The sequence below is a fragment of the Rossellomorea sp. FS2 genome (assembly GCF_047915635.1).
Lineage (GTDB): Bacteria > Bacillota > Bacilli > Bacillales > Bacillaceae_B > Rossellomorea > Rossellomorea marisflavi_A.
The window spans coordinates 1-13,557 of record NZ_JBLRVS010000003.1; the positions used below are offsets into that span (position 1 = coordinate 1).

The following is a 13,557-nucleotide window of genomic DNA, read 5'->3' on the forward strand; positions in this document are numbered from 1 at the left end:
TCATGAAAACTCCCACGAATTCTTTCGTGGGAGTTTTTTGTTATGATGGGCGAAAATGAGAGGGTGAGGGAAGAACCTAGGAAGGAAGCTTAGGGACTGTCCGCATATATATACATGAATATGTGCAGTTGAGTCATTGATGTGAAAGCGGATACAATAGAGGGAGATACAACGATGAGATGAGAGGATGGTTGGGATGAAGAAGAATATTTCGATTATTGGGGTACCGATGGACTTGGGTCAAATGAGGCGTGGAGTCGATATGGGACCGAGCGCTATTCGATATGCAGGTGTGATTGAAAGGCTAGAGGATCTAGGCTATGCAATTAAGGACCTTGGAGATATCAAGATCGGCCAGGCGGAGCGGGTACATAAGGACAGGGATACGAATCTTCGCAATCTTAAGGCGGTGGTTGAGGCAAGCAAGACGTTGGCAGCAAAAGTGGACGATGTCATTGAAGGCGGGGATTTCCCTTTGATTTTCGGAGGGGACCATAGTATCGCCATCGGCACGCTTGCCGGTGTATCGCCTCACTACGAAAACCTGGGCGTGATCTGGTATGATGCCCATGGAGATCTGAACACGGCGGATACATCCCCTTCAGGCAATATCCATGGAATGCCGCTTGCAGTGAGCTTGGGACTCGGTCATGAGGATCTTCTGGATATCGGGCATGACCGCGTAAAGATTAAGCCTGAGAATGTTGTGCTGATCGGAGCCCGATCATTGGACGAAGGCGAGAGGGAGCTTATAAAGGAAAGGGGTATCAAGGTCTACACCATGCATGAAATCGATCGTCTCGGCATGGCAAACGTGATGGAAGATGCGATTGATTATTTGAAGGAGAAAACGGACGGGGTCCATCTGTCCCTTGATCTTGATGGGTTGGATCCGAGTGATGCACCGGGAGTGGGCACACCGGTCCTCGGCGGGATCAGCTATCGTGAAAGTCATCTTGCCATGGAGATGCTGGAGGAATCCGGACTGATTACGTCTGCAGAGTTCGTGGAAGTTAATCCGATCCTCGATGAAAAGAATAAGACGGCAACAGTGGCAGTGGCGCTCATGGGGTCCCTGTTTGGAGAAAAACTTCTTTAAAAAACGACAAATAAAAGAAAAGGCTGATCATCCTATCGCAGGGGATCAGCTTTTTTGTATGTTCAATGGTGTTTACACCCTTGATATTGGTTTAGTAAGTCATCGAGCCTTACACTCATATCAACGACCTGCTCATCTGCGAAGGATGACTTCAGGGCCATCTCGACCATCTGGCGACGGCAGTCTTCTATCTCGAACAGTAGATCACGTACGCGTACTCTCATTTCCAAAATCCCCCTAAATATAAATAATTAGTCCCTTTATACCCCTTTTGAAATAATTGTAAACATTTATAGGCAAAAATTTGTTAGGATAATGAAGAGAGACCGTTTTACATAGGTTGCAGGCTTGGTTTCACATCGTTTTTACCTATAAATCGGGTAACTTTTTCCGCTGAAATACGTCCACTATAGTGGTGCATTGAGCCATATGGGCTGTATCCCATATAGTCGGGATGGATTCATCGATAAAAGGTCCTGAACATGGTGGAAGAATAAAGGCATAAAAAAATATAAAAAATTTATGAAACCTTTCAATAGGGTGTAACGTATATAACGATACCCGCATGGAGCGGAGGTTGAGGAATGGACGAAATCATCAATAGAAGAATCAAACAGGTTCTCAAAGGCGATCAGAACGCATTTGGGGAAATTGTGGAGTTATACAAAGACAAGGTATTCCAACTGTGCTACAGGATGCTCGGGAATCGGCATGAGGCGGAAGATATTGCACAGGAGGCGTTCATACGGGCCTATGTGAATATCGAGACGTTCCATCAGAACAGGAAGTTCAGCACCTGGCTGTTCCGGATCGCGACGAACCTTTGCATAGACCGGATACGCAAGAAAAAACCCGATTACTTCCTGGATGCGGAAGTAGCCGGGACCGACGGATTGACCATGTATTCTCAAATCGCAGCTGATATCCAACTCCCTGAAGAAGAAGTGGAGAATATGGAGCTCCAGGAGACGATCCAGAAAGAAATTTCGAAATTACCTCAGAAATATCGTTCTGTCATCGTATTAAAGTATATTGAGGAGCTGCCCCTTCAAGAAATCAGTGAGATATTGGATATGCCGCTCGGTACAGTGAAGACGAGAGTGCATAGAGGGCGGGAAGCCCTACGGAAGCAATTACGATCTTTGTAAGAGAGGGGGGAGCATTCATGAAAGCATGTCCTGAAGAAGTCATTGACTATATGCATGATTATCTAGATGGAGATATAGGAAGCACCCAAGCATCGGAACTGAAGAAACATCTGCAGGAATGCGATGATTGTCAGCATCATTTTCATGAGCTTAAAAAAGCGATCGCCTTTGTACAAAGCACCTCGCACATCAGTGCACCAAGCGGGTTCACTGACAGTGTGATGGCAAGGCTTCCGAAGGAGAAGAAAAAAGTAGGGTTCCAGCGATGGTTGAAAAGCCATCCGCTTCTCACAGCGGCTGCGCTGTTCCTGACGTTCATGACGGGAGGACTTTTCACCTCCTGGAATGGTAATGATGATTTCTCATTCACCAAGCATGACAATCTCGTCGTACAGGATCACACGGTCCTCGTCCCTAAAGGGGAAGTGGTCAAGGGGGATCTGACCGTACGCAATGGGGATGTGAAGATAGAAGGAAAGGTCACGGGGGATGTGACCGTCATCAACGGTGATAAGTATCTCGCTTCTGCCGGAAGTGTGACCGGTGATATCAACGAGATCGATGAAGCCTTCGGATGGCTATGGTATAAGATCAAAGAAGGTGTCAAAGGAACCGTGGATTTAGGAAATTCGCAAATGGTTGAAAATTAAGATAGACTAGAGGGACGTGGATGACGTTCCCTCTAAGGGCTGGCATTCACGTGGTGTCAGTTTTTTTCTGTAAAACGTAAGTTCAAAGCAAGAGAGGCCATGGGTGTCTTTTAATGGACAAGGACAAAATGTGATATACTAAAAAAGTTACGAAAATGAAGAAGCCACATGGCGGCTTACGCTTTCGATTAAGCTATTGGAGGATGTAATATGCCGTTTCTCGATATTTTTACGGATTACTCCGCACTGGATTATGTCTCCGATATTGTAGATATTCTCGTGGTGTGGTTTGTAATCTACAAACTCATCATGCTGATAAAAGGCACGAAAGCAGTACAATTGTTAAAAGGAATTTTCGTTATCATCATTGTAAGGGGTCTCAGTAGCATTTTTGGCCTTGATACCCTCGGATGGATGATGCAGCAGGCACTGACCTGGGGATTCCTTGCCATCATCATCATCTTCCAGCCCGAATTGAGACGGGCCCTCGAACAGCTCGGCCGGGGCCGTCTGTTCTCGAGATCCGGCATGCAGGAGGATGAAGAGCAGGAACGCATCATTGAATCCATGACCAAAGCGGTCAGCTATATGGCGAAGCGCCGCATCGGGGCCCTATTGACCCTGGAGAGGGAAACAGGGATGAGTGATTACATCGAGACGGGGATCCCGCTCGACTCAAAGATCTCATCAGAGCTCCTCATCAACATTTTCATCCCGAATACACCTTTGCATGATGGTGCCGTCATCGTTCAGAAGAATCAGATTGCGGCAGCGGCATGCTATCTGCCACTTTCAGAGAGCCCGTTCATTTCAAAGGAGCTCGGTACTCGGCACCGGGCAGCGCTTGGTGTCAGCGAAGTGACAGACAGCATTACCATCGTTGTATCTGAGGAAACAGGTGCCATCTCCATTACGAAGAATGGTGAGCTTTATCGCGACCTGACTTTGGATCGTTTCAAGGAGATCCTGACGAATGAGCTCGTTGGCGAACGTTCGAATGCTTCCTCGGTGAAATGGAACTGGAGGGGGAAGAAATAGATGGATAAGTTTATGGAAAGCCGTTGGTTCATGCGCATCGTCGGTTTACTGCTTGCACTCATCCTCTATATGTCCGTCAACTTCGGCGATCTTCAAAAAGAAGCGAATCGTCCGAGTAGCGGAAGCTCTCAGGAAGATGTGGAAACCGTTCAGGATGTGCCCCTTGAAGTGTTTTATGACAGTGATAACCTTGTCGTCACGGGTATGCCCGAGACGGTGAACGTCAGGCTGGAAGGACCGAAAGCCCTTGTGCAGGCAGCCAAGCAGGTGAAGGACTTCCAAGTGTACGTCGACCTGAATGACGTCGGCATCGGGAACCATCAGGTGGAAGTCAAAATAGACAACCTATCGGATAAGATGAAGGCGAAGGTCAATCCAGGCTATGTGAATGTGTCAGTTCAGGAGAAGGTCACGAAGGAATTCGGGGTCGAGCCCGAGTTCAATGAAGGACTGCTTGCCGACGGCTATGATGCCCAGGGACTGGCAGTGGAGCCTAAAACCGTGAAGGTGACAGGTGCGAAAGACGAAGTGGAGCGCATCACCTATGTGAAGGCGACCATCGATGTCGATAATGAAATCAACCAGAATGTCACGAGAGAAGCACAGGTACAAGTGCTCGACCGTAACTATAATAAACTGGATGTCGAAGTGGAACCGGAAACGGTCGACGTGACGGTCTCGGTCACCAACCCGAGCAAAACCGTCCCCATTTCGGTGAAGGAGAAGGGTGAGCTGCCTGAAGGCGTGACGCTCAATTCCATCAGCGTCAAACCAAAAGAAGCCACCATATTCGGAAATCAGAGCCTCCTCGATACAGTGAAGGAGCTGTTTGCCGAAGTGGACCTTTCGGACATCAAGAAAGATACGACAAAGAAAGTGAAGATCGGCCCGCAGTCCGATCTCAATAAGGTGACACCGGAGGAAGTCGAGATCACCATCGATGTCTCACAGGTGTCAACAGATGAGAATAAGGAACTGACGGGTGTGCCGATCACACCGGAGGGCCTCCCGGAAGACTATGAGTACACCGTGACGTCTCCCGAGGCTGAGGCTGTGGATGTCTCACTCAGCGGTCCCCAGGATGAGGTGAGCAAGGTGACGAAGGATGACTTCTCCCTTGCCCTCGACCTCTCGGGGCTCGAGCCGGGTGAACATGAGGTGGAGATTACTGCACAGGGACCGGATAACGTGGACTGGACCCTGTCACAAAAGACCGTAACCGTAGAAATCAAAGATAAGAACACATCAGCCGATGGCTGAAAAAGGAGAGAATAATGATGGGTAAGTATTTTGGAACAGACGGAGTAAGGGGAGTAGCCAACTCGGAACTGACACCTGAACTGGCTTTTAAGCTGGGTAGATTCGGGGGTTACGTACTGACGAAGGATGCCACACGTCCCAAAATATTGATTGGAAGGGATACGCGGATCTCAGGACATATGCTCGAAGGCGCCCTCGTTGCAGGATTGCTGTCGATCGGAGCGGAAGTCATGCGTCTTGGAGTCATTTCCACACCGGGAGTCTCTTACCTCACTAAGGCACTGGGGGCACAGGCAGGGGTCATGATCTCAGCTTCCCACAATCCTGTGGCAGACAACGGAATCAAATTCTTCGGACCGGACGGATTCAAGCTGTCCGATGACCAGGAGAATGAAATCGAAGTGCTCCTTGATGCTACTGAAGATACCCTTCCTCGTCCGGTAGGCGGAGATCTCGGTCAGGTGAGCGACTACTTCGAGGGTGGACAAAAGTATCTGCAATACCTTAAACAAACAGTGGATGAAGACTTCGACGGACTACATATCGCACTCGATTGTGCACATGGTGCCACTTCTTCCCTTGCGACGCATCTGTTCGCCGATCTCGATGCCGACATTTCCACGATGGGAGCATCCCCGAACGGGTTGAACATCAACGAGGGAGTAGGTTCCACGCACCCAGAAACACTCGCGGAAATGGTGAAGGAAAAGGGAGCGGACCTTGGTCTTGCCTTTGACGGAGACGGAGACCGGATCATCGCTATCGATGAAAATGGGGAAATCGTCGACGGAGACCAGATCATGTACATCTGCGGGAAATTCCTTAAATCAGAAGGTCGTTTGAAGCAATCGACGGTCGTCTCCACCGTCATGAGCAACCTCGGATTCCACAAAGGACTCGAGGAGCACGGCATCCAAAGCATCCAGACGGCCGTGGGAGATCGCTATGTAGTCGAGGAAATGAAGAAGAACAACTATAACCTCGGCGGGGAACAGTCCGGTCACATCATCTTCCTGGATTACAACACGACAGGTGACGGACTCCTTACAGGAATCCAGCTTGTGAACATCATGAAGATCACGGGGAAATCCCTATCTGAGCTTGCGGGTGAAATGAAGAAGTTTCCTCAAAAGCTTGTGAACGTCCGTGTGACCGATAAACATCACGTAACGGATAATGCCAAGGTGAGTGAAGTCATCAGCAAGGTGGAAGGCGAGATGAACGGCAACGGCCGGATCCTTGTCCGTCCATCCGGAACCGAGCCCCTTGTCCGTGTTATGGCAGAAGCTCCGACAGAAGAGCTTTGTGCCCGATACGTCGATGAAATCGTCGCCGTGGTACAGGCGGAAATGGGCCTGGCTGAATAGTTGATTTTCCATGCATGAGGGGTCACTCACGACCCCTCATGCATATTTTATAGTGATGGTCATGTGGTCACCATGTTGCGAAGCAGTGACAAACCGCTAACAAATGGTCGGTCCATCCATAATTTGATTGACGGATGATAAGCAACTGGTGTATGATGATTTTGTTTTTAATTTTTCAACATACTGGAAACACTTGACTCAAGAATGGAAAGGTGGAAAGAGGTCGTATTATTTATAAAAAGCGCCAGGACTAAGCGGCTGCTTAGTTGACGAGGTGGAGGTTCTATCGATCGATCGGCGGGTGCCTCCCGGTTCTAGTCACAGAACCGTATGATCCTTCTTCAAAACATCGGGGCAACCCGGTGGACAAAGGGAAGGTTCAAGTGACCCTAATACAACTGACAAATAGAGATAAGGGGGCAAATTGTCCCCAAACGAGATTTGCCCCCTTGTACTTTCAAGGAGGAACTATTCACATGTGCGGAATTGTTGGATATATCGGAAATGCAGATACAAAGGAAATCTTGTTAAAAGGTCTTGAGAAGCTTGAGTACCGCGGATATGATTCTGCCGGTATCGCGGTTCAAAATGAAGAAGGCATCCACGTGTTCAAAGAAAAGGGACGTATCGCGGATCTTCGCGCAGTCGTAGACAGCAGCGTAGAAAGCCATACAGGGATCGGACATACGCGCTGGGCGACACATGGTGTGCCAAGCCACGATAATGCCCATCCTCACCAAAGCACGTCTGGACGCTTCACCATCGTTCATAACGGTGTCATCGAGAACTATTCACAGCTGAAACGTGAATACCTTACAGAAGTGAACTTCGTCAGTGAAACCGATACAGAGGTCATCGTACAGCTTATCGACAAACTCGTAAGCGAAGGAAACGATGTAACGGAAGCATTCCGTCAAACACTCATGCTCCTTAAAGGTTCTTATGCCATCGCCCTATTGGATGCCGAGAACGAAGAAACCATCTTCGTTGCCAAGAACAAGAGCCCGCTGCTCGTAGGTCTTGGAGAAGGCTTCAACGTCGTGGCAAGTGATGCCATGGCCATGATCCAGGTAACAGATCAATTCGTTGAACTGATGGACAAAGAAATGGTCATCGTATCCAAAGAAAAGGTCGAAATCCAGAACCTGATCGGTGAAGTGATGGAGCGTGCCCCGTACACAGCTGAGATCGATTCAAGCGATATCGAAAAGGGAACATACCCTCACTATATGCTCAAAGAAATCGATGAGCAGCCACTTGTGATGCGCAAGATCATCCAAGCATACCAGGATGAAAACGGAGAGCTTCACATTGATCAGCCGATCGTCGGGGCCATGAAGGAAGCAGACCGCATCTACATCGTAGCATGCGGAACAAGCTACCATGCAGGTCTTGTCGGGAAGCAGTTCATCGAGAAAAGCGCCAATATCCCTGTCGAAGTACATGTTGCCAGCGAATTCAGCTACAACATGCCGCTTCTATCGGAGAAGCCGCTCTTCATCTTCATCTCACAAAGTGGTGAAACAGCAGACAGCCGTGCCGTACTCGTCAAGGTGAAGGAATTGGGTCACCAATCCCTCACCATCACGAACGTAGCAGGCTCTACGCTTTCACGTGAAGCGGATCACACCCTTCTTCTTCACGCGGGTCCTGAGATCGCCGTTGCATCTACCAAAGCGTACACAGCTCAGCTTGCAGTCCTTGCCATCCTTGGACATACAGCAGGAAAAGCCATCGGCGTTCAACAAGGCTTCGACCTTGTCCACGACCTTGGAATCGTTGCTACTGCCATGGAAGCCCTCTGCGATACGAAAGAAGAGTTCGAAGCGATTGCCAAGGAATACCTGGCGACTACGCGCAACTGCTTCTTCATCGGCCGCTCCATGGACTACTTCGTTGGACTTGAAGGTGCTCTTAAACTGAAAGAGATCTCCTACATCCAAGCCGAAGGATTCGCAGGAGGCGAGCTGAAGCACGGAACCATCGCCCTCATCGAAGAAGGCACACCGATCATCGCCTTGGCGACACAAGAAGAAGTAAACCTTGGAATCCGTGGAAACGTCAAAGAAGTCGTAGCCCGCGGAGCCAATCCTTGTATCATTTCCATGAAAGGCCTGGAAGACGAAGAAGACCGCTTCGTCATCCCAGAGGTGAACCCATTATTAACACCTCTTATCTCTGTCATCCCACTGCAGCTCATCTCTTACTACGCTGCCCTGCACCGCGACTGTGACGTCGATAAGCCGCGTAACCTGGCTAAATCTGTTACGGTTGAGTAAGAGAACCATGGAGTTGTAAAAACGGAATATGTTAAAGTCCCCCGCATGGGTAAATGCGGGGGACTTTTTTTGCTGGCTTTCCATTTCCAATTCTCATACTATAGATGGTAACGGGATAAAGAATGCGCTTGTCACCAACAGGCAACTTCTTCATTAACTGAGTATTCCTATAAATAAAGGTACTTACAGAAAGGAGACAAGAGATGAATACCCTAGATTTAACACCTGAGGACTTTGAACTGATCGAATCCGCCAAAGACAAGATCACCATGCTCTATGAAGATGATAAACACCACGTCGCAGCAGCCCTGCGTACGAATTCGGGTGATATCGTCTCTGCTGTACATATCGAAGCCTACATTGGACGTGTGACCGTGTGTGCCGAGGCGATAGCCGTGGGGAGTGCTGTCTCTTCTGGCCACAAGGGTTTCCATACCATCGTGGCTGTCCGGCACCCCTATTCCGACGAAGTTGATCGCACGATCCGTGTCGTGAGTCCATGCGGCATGTGCAGGGAATTGATCGCTGATTATTCACCCGAATGCTTGGTCATCCTGGAGGTGGACGGTAAGCTGGTGAAAACCAGGATCGGGGAGCTGATCCCATTGAAATATACAAGGTCATCTACGTAAAGGGAGTGTAGAAAATGGACTACTACGGGGAGCTTTGCACGAAGGTATACGAAAGCGGGAAGTCCATTGCTGAAGGGGAGGAGCTTGCCTTTTATCTATCCCATGTGACCGAAGGGATGAAGGTGCTGGAGCCTATGTGCGGAAACGGGCGGATGCTCATTCCTTTCATGCAGAGAGGGATCGATATTGAGGGCTTTGATATCTCGGATGAAATGCTGAAGGTATGCGTGGTGAAGGGGAATGAACGGGGTATGGAACCCCGTGTATTTCATCAAGATATGAGGCACTTCAACCGGCAAGATACTTATGATTTGATCATGATCCCATTTGGGTCGTTCTCCCTTCTTCCGGAAGAAATCGTCCCCCTGTGCCTGAGGAATTTAAAAGAGTCCCTAAGGCAGGGTGGTAGACTTCTGATCACGGCTATCATTCAGCAGGGGGCTGATGACTGCCCGGAGTGGAAGGAGACCAATAGACTTCAAGATGGAAAGAATACCATTATAGAATACAAGCGGATGACCTATGACAAGGACAGCAGGGTTCTGAATAGTAAGCTGAAGTATCACCTTATACATGAGGGAGAGGTAATCAAAGAAGAGCTGATGGATTTCCCGATGCGGATGTACGGAGTAGAAGAGTGTAAGGAATTGCTTCATAAAAGCGGGTTTGTGAACGTGATTGCCCATGAAGTGTTGGATGGGTACGGCAAAGGGAATCCATTTCACGTGTTTGAAGGCACCATATAGAGCAGGAAAGCGAGGAGAACCATATGCATTTCACAACCGACCGACTCACCGTCAGACCGTTCACAGAGGATGACATCCACGATGTATTCACGATCTATCAAGATGAAGAAACATGTCGCTATCTTCTCCACGGCCCGTGGACCACGGAGGATAGGGTGGAGCGGTTCCGGAAGAAGCTCCAGAATCAAGCGCTCTCCAGTGAATCGGGCCTGAGCCTCGCCGTGGTCGAAGGGGACAAGGTCATCGGTGATCTGTCGGTATGGTACACCGGCATGAAGGACACGGTGGAGATCGGATACAGCTTTGCAAGGGAAACGGCAGGGAAAGGCTGCGCAACGGAAGCACTCAGGGGGCTCGTAAAGCGACTTTTCATAGAATACGATATTCATAGGATCCAGGCGACCCTTGACAGCCGGAATCAAGCGTCGGCCAGGCTGTGCGAGCGGATTGGGATGAGGAAGGAAGCTCATTTCATACAGGACTACTGGAATAAGGGCGAGTGGACGGACAGTTTCGTGTACGGCATGCTGATGGCAGATCTTGATCCCGAGATGTGAGTGAACACGGCCAAAGGTCGTAAAAAAGATGCGACCAATCCCCAATGCGGTGCCCGTTCCCGCAGGCTACAATGAGGTCAGAGAGGATGTGGCACCCATGAAAAAAGAAAAATGGAATGAAGAGCTTCCAGTCGTCCAGTTCCGCATCGCGCGTCCAACCAGGAAGTTCGCCGAGGTCATACGTTTTTATATGGAAGGCATCGGGCTGAAGAAGATCGGCGGATTCGAGGCGCACAACGGGTATGACGGGATCATGCTCGGTCTCCCGGGGCATGCGTATCATCTGGAGTTCACGACCCGCGAAGACGAAGGGCCCTGTGAGGCACCGACAAAAGATAATCTCCTTGTGTTCTATATCCCGGATGGTGATCGAATGGAGGAGATTGTATCCAGACTTGCAGAAATGGGATACGATCCGGTGGAACCGGAGAATCCATACTGGAAGGAGAAGGGCATCACGATAGAGGATCCCGAGGGATGGCGAGTGGTGTTGATGAATACGGAAGGCATTGGGTGAAAAAGTGATCTAAAAGACTTTCGAATAGAAGGTCTTTTTTTATCATTCAACATGTTTTGTACCTTGCCTTTTTGTTATTATGGAAATATAAACCATAAAAAGGAGGGAGAACAATGCTTGAAAACCTCATCGCCTATGCCGTCGCCCTCTTCCTTTTTCAACCCCTCAATGTCCTGATCCATGAGTACGGTCACGCTTTCTTTGTGAAGATATTCGGAGGTCGGGTGACGAAAATCGAGGTTGGAACAGGTGAATCCCTCTTTCGGGTGGGACATGTACAGGTGAATAAGCAATTTTTCATCTTTGGGATGTGCCGGTATGAAGGGACTCCGGAGATATCAAAAAGCCGTCTGAAGCTGTCCTTCATTGCCATCGGCGGTGTCCTGTTCAATGCAGTGACCATCACCATGCTCATCCTCGTTAAGGTATATACCGATCATAACCACTTCCTGGATGGGTATTATTTCGGCGCGACGGGTATGCTCATCCTGTCGGCTTTGCTCCCGGTGACGTATTCTACGGGATTCCATAGTGACGGAAAATGGCTGGTGACCATTTGGAAGAAAGACTCTCTATCAGCATAAAGGAGGTTCATAGATGGATAGTATCATATTCGACCTGGACGGAACGATCTGGGATCCAATCGATACGGTTCTGGAAGCGTGGAATCGGACGATCGAGGAGCATGATGAAGCGGCACAGACGATGACGCGTGCGGATTTTGAAGGGGTCATGGGTCTTCAGGTGAAAGAAATCGAGGAGAAGTTATTCCCGGACGTTGATGAAGAGGTGCGGTCGAGGATGTTACAGGCATGTCTGGAGCGGGAAGAAGAGCTTCTCGGTAAACGGGGAGGAAGGCTTTATCCGGATGTGGAGAAGGTGCTTGAGACCCTGTCCCGTTCCTATAAGCTCTTCATCGTCAGCAACTGCCAAGACGGCTATATCGAAACGTTTTATGACTATCACAAGCTTGAGCGTTTCTTCGAAGACTTCGAGAATCCCGGACGCACGGGGCTCAGTAAGGGAGAAAACATCAAGCTGATCATAGAAAGGAACAACCTGAAAGCCCCGGTCTACGTCGGGGATACGGATGGTGACCGGAAAGCAGCGGAGTCTGCGGGAATCCCGTTTGTTTATGCCAAATATGGTTTCGGTCATGTAGAGAAGTATGATGAAGTGCTGGAGGCGTTCGGGGATTTGGTGAAGCTGTATTAGTTCATGCTTTTTACAAGAGAGAAGAAAGTAGCCAAGGATCCGTATCCTCGGCTACTTTCTTTTGAATAGACGTAGAATTCAAATCGAACCATGCCTCTTTAAAATCTCCGTTCCGAGTCCCCGTCCGTCGCCTTGATCCGAAGGAAGCCGGAGGATGCTCCGTTGAATTCACCTTTAAGATCGGGGCGATCGATTTCATCCTCGATCAGGACGGTGTGGCTGCCTTTCCCCTCCACGGTCACGGGATAGCTGCCTTTGAGGAATTCCTCGGGTGGGAATTGCTTGTCGTATGTGGAGTCGAGGAGCTCGAGGTTGAATGAGACGTCATTCCGGCTATGATTCTTCAATTCTATATCGCACGTAGCATAAATATGTCCGTCCCCATCTAATTCAAATGTACACTCGCTCCTGTCGTCATAGGAAAGGGCGTAGATGCCGCTGGCCAATGTATGTTGATAGAGCCAGATGGCCATGGTGGGAGCCGCTGCATAGGCGAACATGGTCAGGAGGACAAGGCGGATCCGGTATTTCTTCAATCCACGTACGAGAAAGACGATGGCGCTGATATAAAGGAAGCTGCCGATGATGCCGAGAATGACGAATCCGTCGCTGTCGGTGATCGGGAAGGACATAAATACTGTTCTGGCTTCACTCAGTTTGTGTTCAGGGAATGGGAAGTACAGCACCATGCAGATGAGGAAGATAGCCATGGCTGTTAGAACCGATGCCTTATTTTTAATCATGGAACCCCTCCTTCGATAACGAAATATGTATTTATTTCCATTTTAACGCAAGGATGAAGACATGAAAAGGGGCTGAGACAAACATGTTTTAGTCATAGTAAAACCCGAGTCATTTGCCTACGATAAAGCAAATGATTCGGGTTTTAAATTGGTTTAATGAACATTCAAATCTCATCGGTTCCAGCGGTTGATCGGAGTGCAAGACGAAGACTCCTGCGAGAAGTGTAGCTGATGTGAGACCCCGCAGGCGTGTGCACTGGACCCAAATTATTGGACACCCACTTTTTGATTCATTCGTTGTGTGTG

General features: G+C 49.0%; 15 protein-coding genes. 13 read left to right on the top strand and 2 right to left on the bottom strand.

All coding sequences use genetic code 11. The features are described 5' to 3' along the window. The first annotated feature begins 196 nt into the window (after window positions 1–196). Window positions 197–1,099 (top strand): arginase, encoded by a 903-nt coding sequence (gene rocF / locus ACNA6I_RS09930; RefSeq protein ID WP_159639908.1) that lies wholly within the window; start codon window positions 197–199, stop codon window positions 1,097–1,099. A 62-nt stretch (window positions 1,100–1,161) separates the two neighbouring features. On the opposite strand, the gene ACNA6I_RS09935 is transcribed toward rocF, so the two are convergent. Beyond that, entirely contained in the window at window positions 1,162–1,323 is a 162-nt protein-coding gene (locus ACNA6I_RS09935) for an aspartyl-phosphate phosphatase Spo0E family protein (protein ID WP_082139417.1), read from the bottom strand. A 360-nt stretch (window positions 1,324–1,683) separates the two neighbouring features. On the opposite strand from ACNA6I_RS09935, the gene sigW reads away from it, so the two are divergent. The 12 genes from sigW to ACNA6I_RS09995 all read left to right on the top strand — a co-directional run bounded on the left by sigW (window position 1,684) and on the right by ACNA6I_RS09995 (window position 12,508). Continuing rightward, window positions 1,684–2,247, top strand: coding sequence for an RNA polymerase sigma factor SigW (gene sigW / locus ACNA6I_RS09940; protein WP_048007331.1), 564 nt, complete (start codon window positions 1,684–1,686; stop codon window positions 2,245–2,247). A 17-nt stretch (window positions 2,248–2,264) separates the two neighbouring features. Continuing rightward, window positions 2,265–2,897, top strand: a complete 633-nt coding sequence (locus ACNA6I_RS09945; RefSeq protein ID WP_048007330.1) for an anti-sigma factor family protein — start codon at window positions 2,265–2,267, stop codon at window positions 2,895–2,897. A 210-nt stretch (window positions 2,898–3,107) separates the two neighbouring features. Next, window positions 3,108–3,935, top strand: coding sequence for a diadenylate cyclase CdaA (gene cdaA / locus ACNA6I_RS09950; RefSeq protein ID WP_048007329.1), 828 nt, complete (start codon window positions 3,108–3,110; stop codon window positions 3,933–3,935). Next, on the top strand, window positions 3,936–5,195 hold the full coding sequence (locus ACNA6I_RS09955; RefSeq protein ID WP_416313235.1) for a YbbR-like domain-containing protein: 1,260 nt from the start codon (window positions 3,936–3,938) through the stop codon (window positions 5,193–5,195). 17 nt (window positions 5,196–5,212) lie between these two features. Then, window positions 5,213–6,562: a phosphoglucosamine mutase gene (gene glmM, locus ACNA6I_RS09960; protein ID WP_048007327.1), complete on the top strand. Its 1,350-nt coding sequence runs from the start codon at window positions 5,213–5,215 to the stop codon at window positions 6,560–6,562. A gap of 476 nt (window positions 6,563–7,038) precedes the next feature. Next, window positions 7,039–8,841, top strand: coding sequence for a glutamine--fructose-6-phosphate transaminase (isomerizing) (gene glmS / locus ACNA6I_RS09965; RefSeq protein ID WP_048007326.1), 1,803 nt, complete (start codon window positions 7,039–7,041; stop codon window positions 8,839–8,841). Between the two features lie 203 nt (window positions 8,842–9,044). Continuing rightward, window positions 9,045–9,473: a cytidine deaminase gene (locus ACNA6I_RS09970; protein ID WP_048007325.1), complete on the top strand. Its 429-nt coding sequence runs from the start codon at window positions 9,045–9,047 to the stop codon at window positions 9,471–9,473. 14 nt (window positions 9,474–9,487) lie between these two features. Continuing rightward, entirely contained in the window at window positions 9,488–10,219 is a 732-nt protein-coding gene (locus tag ACNA6I_RS09975) for a class I SAM-dependent methyltransferase (protein WP_063191121.1), read from the top strand. 23 nt (window positions 10,220–10,242) lie between these two features. Then, on the top strand, window positions 10,243–10,776 hold the full coding sequence (locus tag ACNA6I_RS09980) for a GNAT family N-acetyltransferase (protein WP_048014242.1): 534 nt from the start codon (window positions 10,243–10,245) through the stop codon (window positions 10,774–10,776). A 97-nt stretch (window positions 10,777–10,873) separates the two neighbouring features. Next, window positions 10,874–11,293 (top strand): VOC family protein, encoded by a 420-nt coding sequence (locus ACNA6I_RS09985; protein WP_048015187.1) that lies wholly within the window; start codon window positions 10,874–10,876, stop codon window positions 11,291–11,293. A 113-nt stretch (window positions 11,294–11,406) separates the two neighbouring features. Next, window positions 11,407–11,877, top strand: coding sequence for a site-2 protease family protein (locus tag ACNA6I_RS09990; RefSeq protein WP_318548615.1), 471 nt, complete (start codon window positions 11,407–11,409; stop codon window positions 11,875–11,877). Between the two features lie 13 nt (window positions 11,878–11,890). Continuing rightward, entirely contained in the window at window positions 11,891–12,508 is a 618-nt protein-coding gene (locus ACNA6I_RS09995; protein WP_416313236.1) for an HAD family hydrolase, read from the top strand. Window positions 12,509–12,606: 98 nt separating this feature from the next. Here ACNA6I_RS09995 and ACNA6I_RS10000 read toward each other — a convergent pair whose 3' ends face one another. Beyond that, entirely contained in the window at window positions 12,607–13,251 is a 645-nt protein-coding gene (locus ACNA6I_RS10000) for a hypothetical protein (RefSeq protein ID WP_416313237.1), read from the bottom strand. Between the last annotated feature and the right edge of the window lie 306 nt (window positions 13,252–13,557).

What these genes read in the sequence shown, in the direction of transcription:
- ACNA6I_RS09990 (WP_318548615.1), top strand. Translation starts at nt 11,407, where the DNA reads ATGCTTGAAAACCTCATCGCCTATGCCGTCGCCCTCTTCCTTTTTCAA.
- ACNA6I_RS10000 (WP_416313237.1), bottom strand. Translation starts at nt 13,251, where the DNA reads ATGATTAAAAATAAGGCATCGGTTCTAACAGCCATGGCTATCTTCCTC.
- ACNA6I_RS09985 (WP_048015187.1), top strand. Translation starts at nt 10,874, where the DNA reads ATGAAAAAAGAAAAATGGAATGAAGAGCTTCCAGTCGTCCAGTTCCGC.
- cdaA (WP_048007329.1), top strand. Translation starts at nt 3,108, where the DNA reads ATGCCGTTTCTCGATATTTTTACGGATTACTCCGCACTGGATTATGTC.
- ACNA6I_RS09955 (WP_416313235.1), top strand. Translation starts at nt 3,936, where the DNA reads ATGGATAAGTTTATGGAAAGCCGTTGGTTCATGCGCATCGTCGGTTTA.
- ACNA6I_RS09945 (WP_048007330.1), top strand. Translation starts at nt 2,265, where the DNA reads ATGAAAGCATGTCCTGAAGAAGTCATTGACTATATGCATGATTATCTA.
- sigW (WP_048007331.1), top strand. Translation starts at nt 1,684, where the DNA reads ATGGACGAAATCATCAATAGAAGAATCAAACAGGTTCTCAAAGGCGAT.
- glmS (WP_048007326.1), top strand. Translation starts at nt 7,039, where the DNA reads ATGTGCGGAATTGTTGGATATATCGGAAATGCAGATACAAAGGAAATC.
- ACNA6I_RS09995 (WP_416313236.1), top strand. Translation starts at nt 11,891, where the DNA reads ATGGATAGTATCATATTCGACCTGGACGGAACGATCTGGGATCCAATC.
- rocF (WP_159639908.1), top strand. Translation starts at nt 197, where the DNA reads ATGAAGAAGAATATTTCGATTATTGGGGTACCGATGGACTTGGGTCAA.
- ACNA6I_RS09980 (WP_048014242.1), top strand. Translation starts at nt 10,243, where the DNA reads ATGCATTTCACAACCGACCGACTCACCGTCAGACCGTTCACAGAGGAT.
- ACNA6I_RS09970 (WP_048007325.1), top strand. Translation starts at nt 9,045, where the DNA reads ATGAATACCCTAGATTTAACACCTGAGGACTTTGAACTGATCGAATCC.
- ACNA6I_RS09975 (WP_063191121.1), top strand. Translation starts at nt 9,488, where the DNA reads ATGGACTACTACGGGGAGCTTTGCACGAAGGTATACGAAAGCGGGAAG.
- ACNA6I_RS09935 (WP_082139417.1), bottom strand. Translation starts at nt 1,323, where the DNA reads ATGAGAGTACGCGTACGTGATCTACTGTTCGAGATAGAAGACTGCCGT.
- glmM (WP_048007327.1), top strand. Translation starts at nt 5,213, where the DNA reads ATGGGTAAGTATTTTGGAACAGACGGAGTAAGGGGAGTAGCCAACTCG.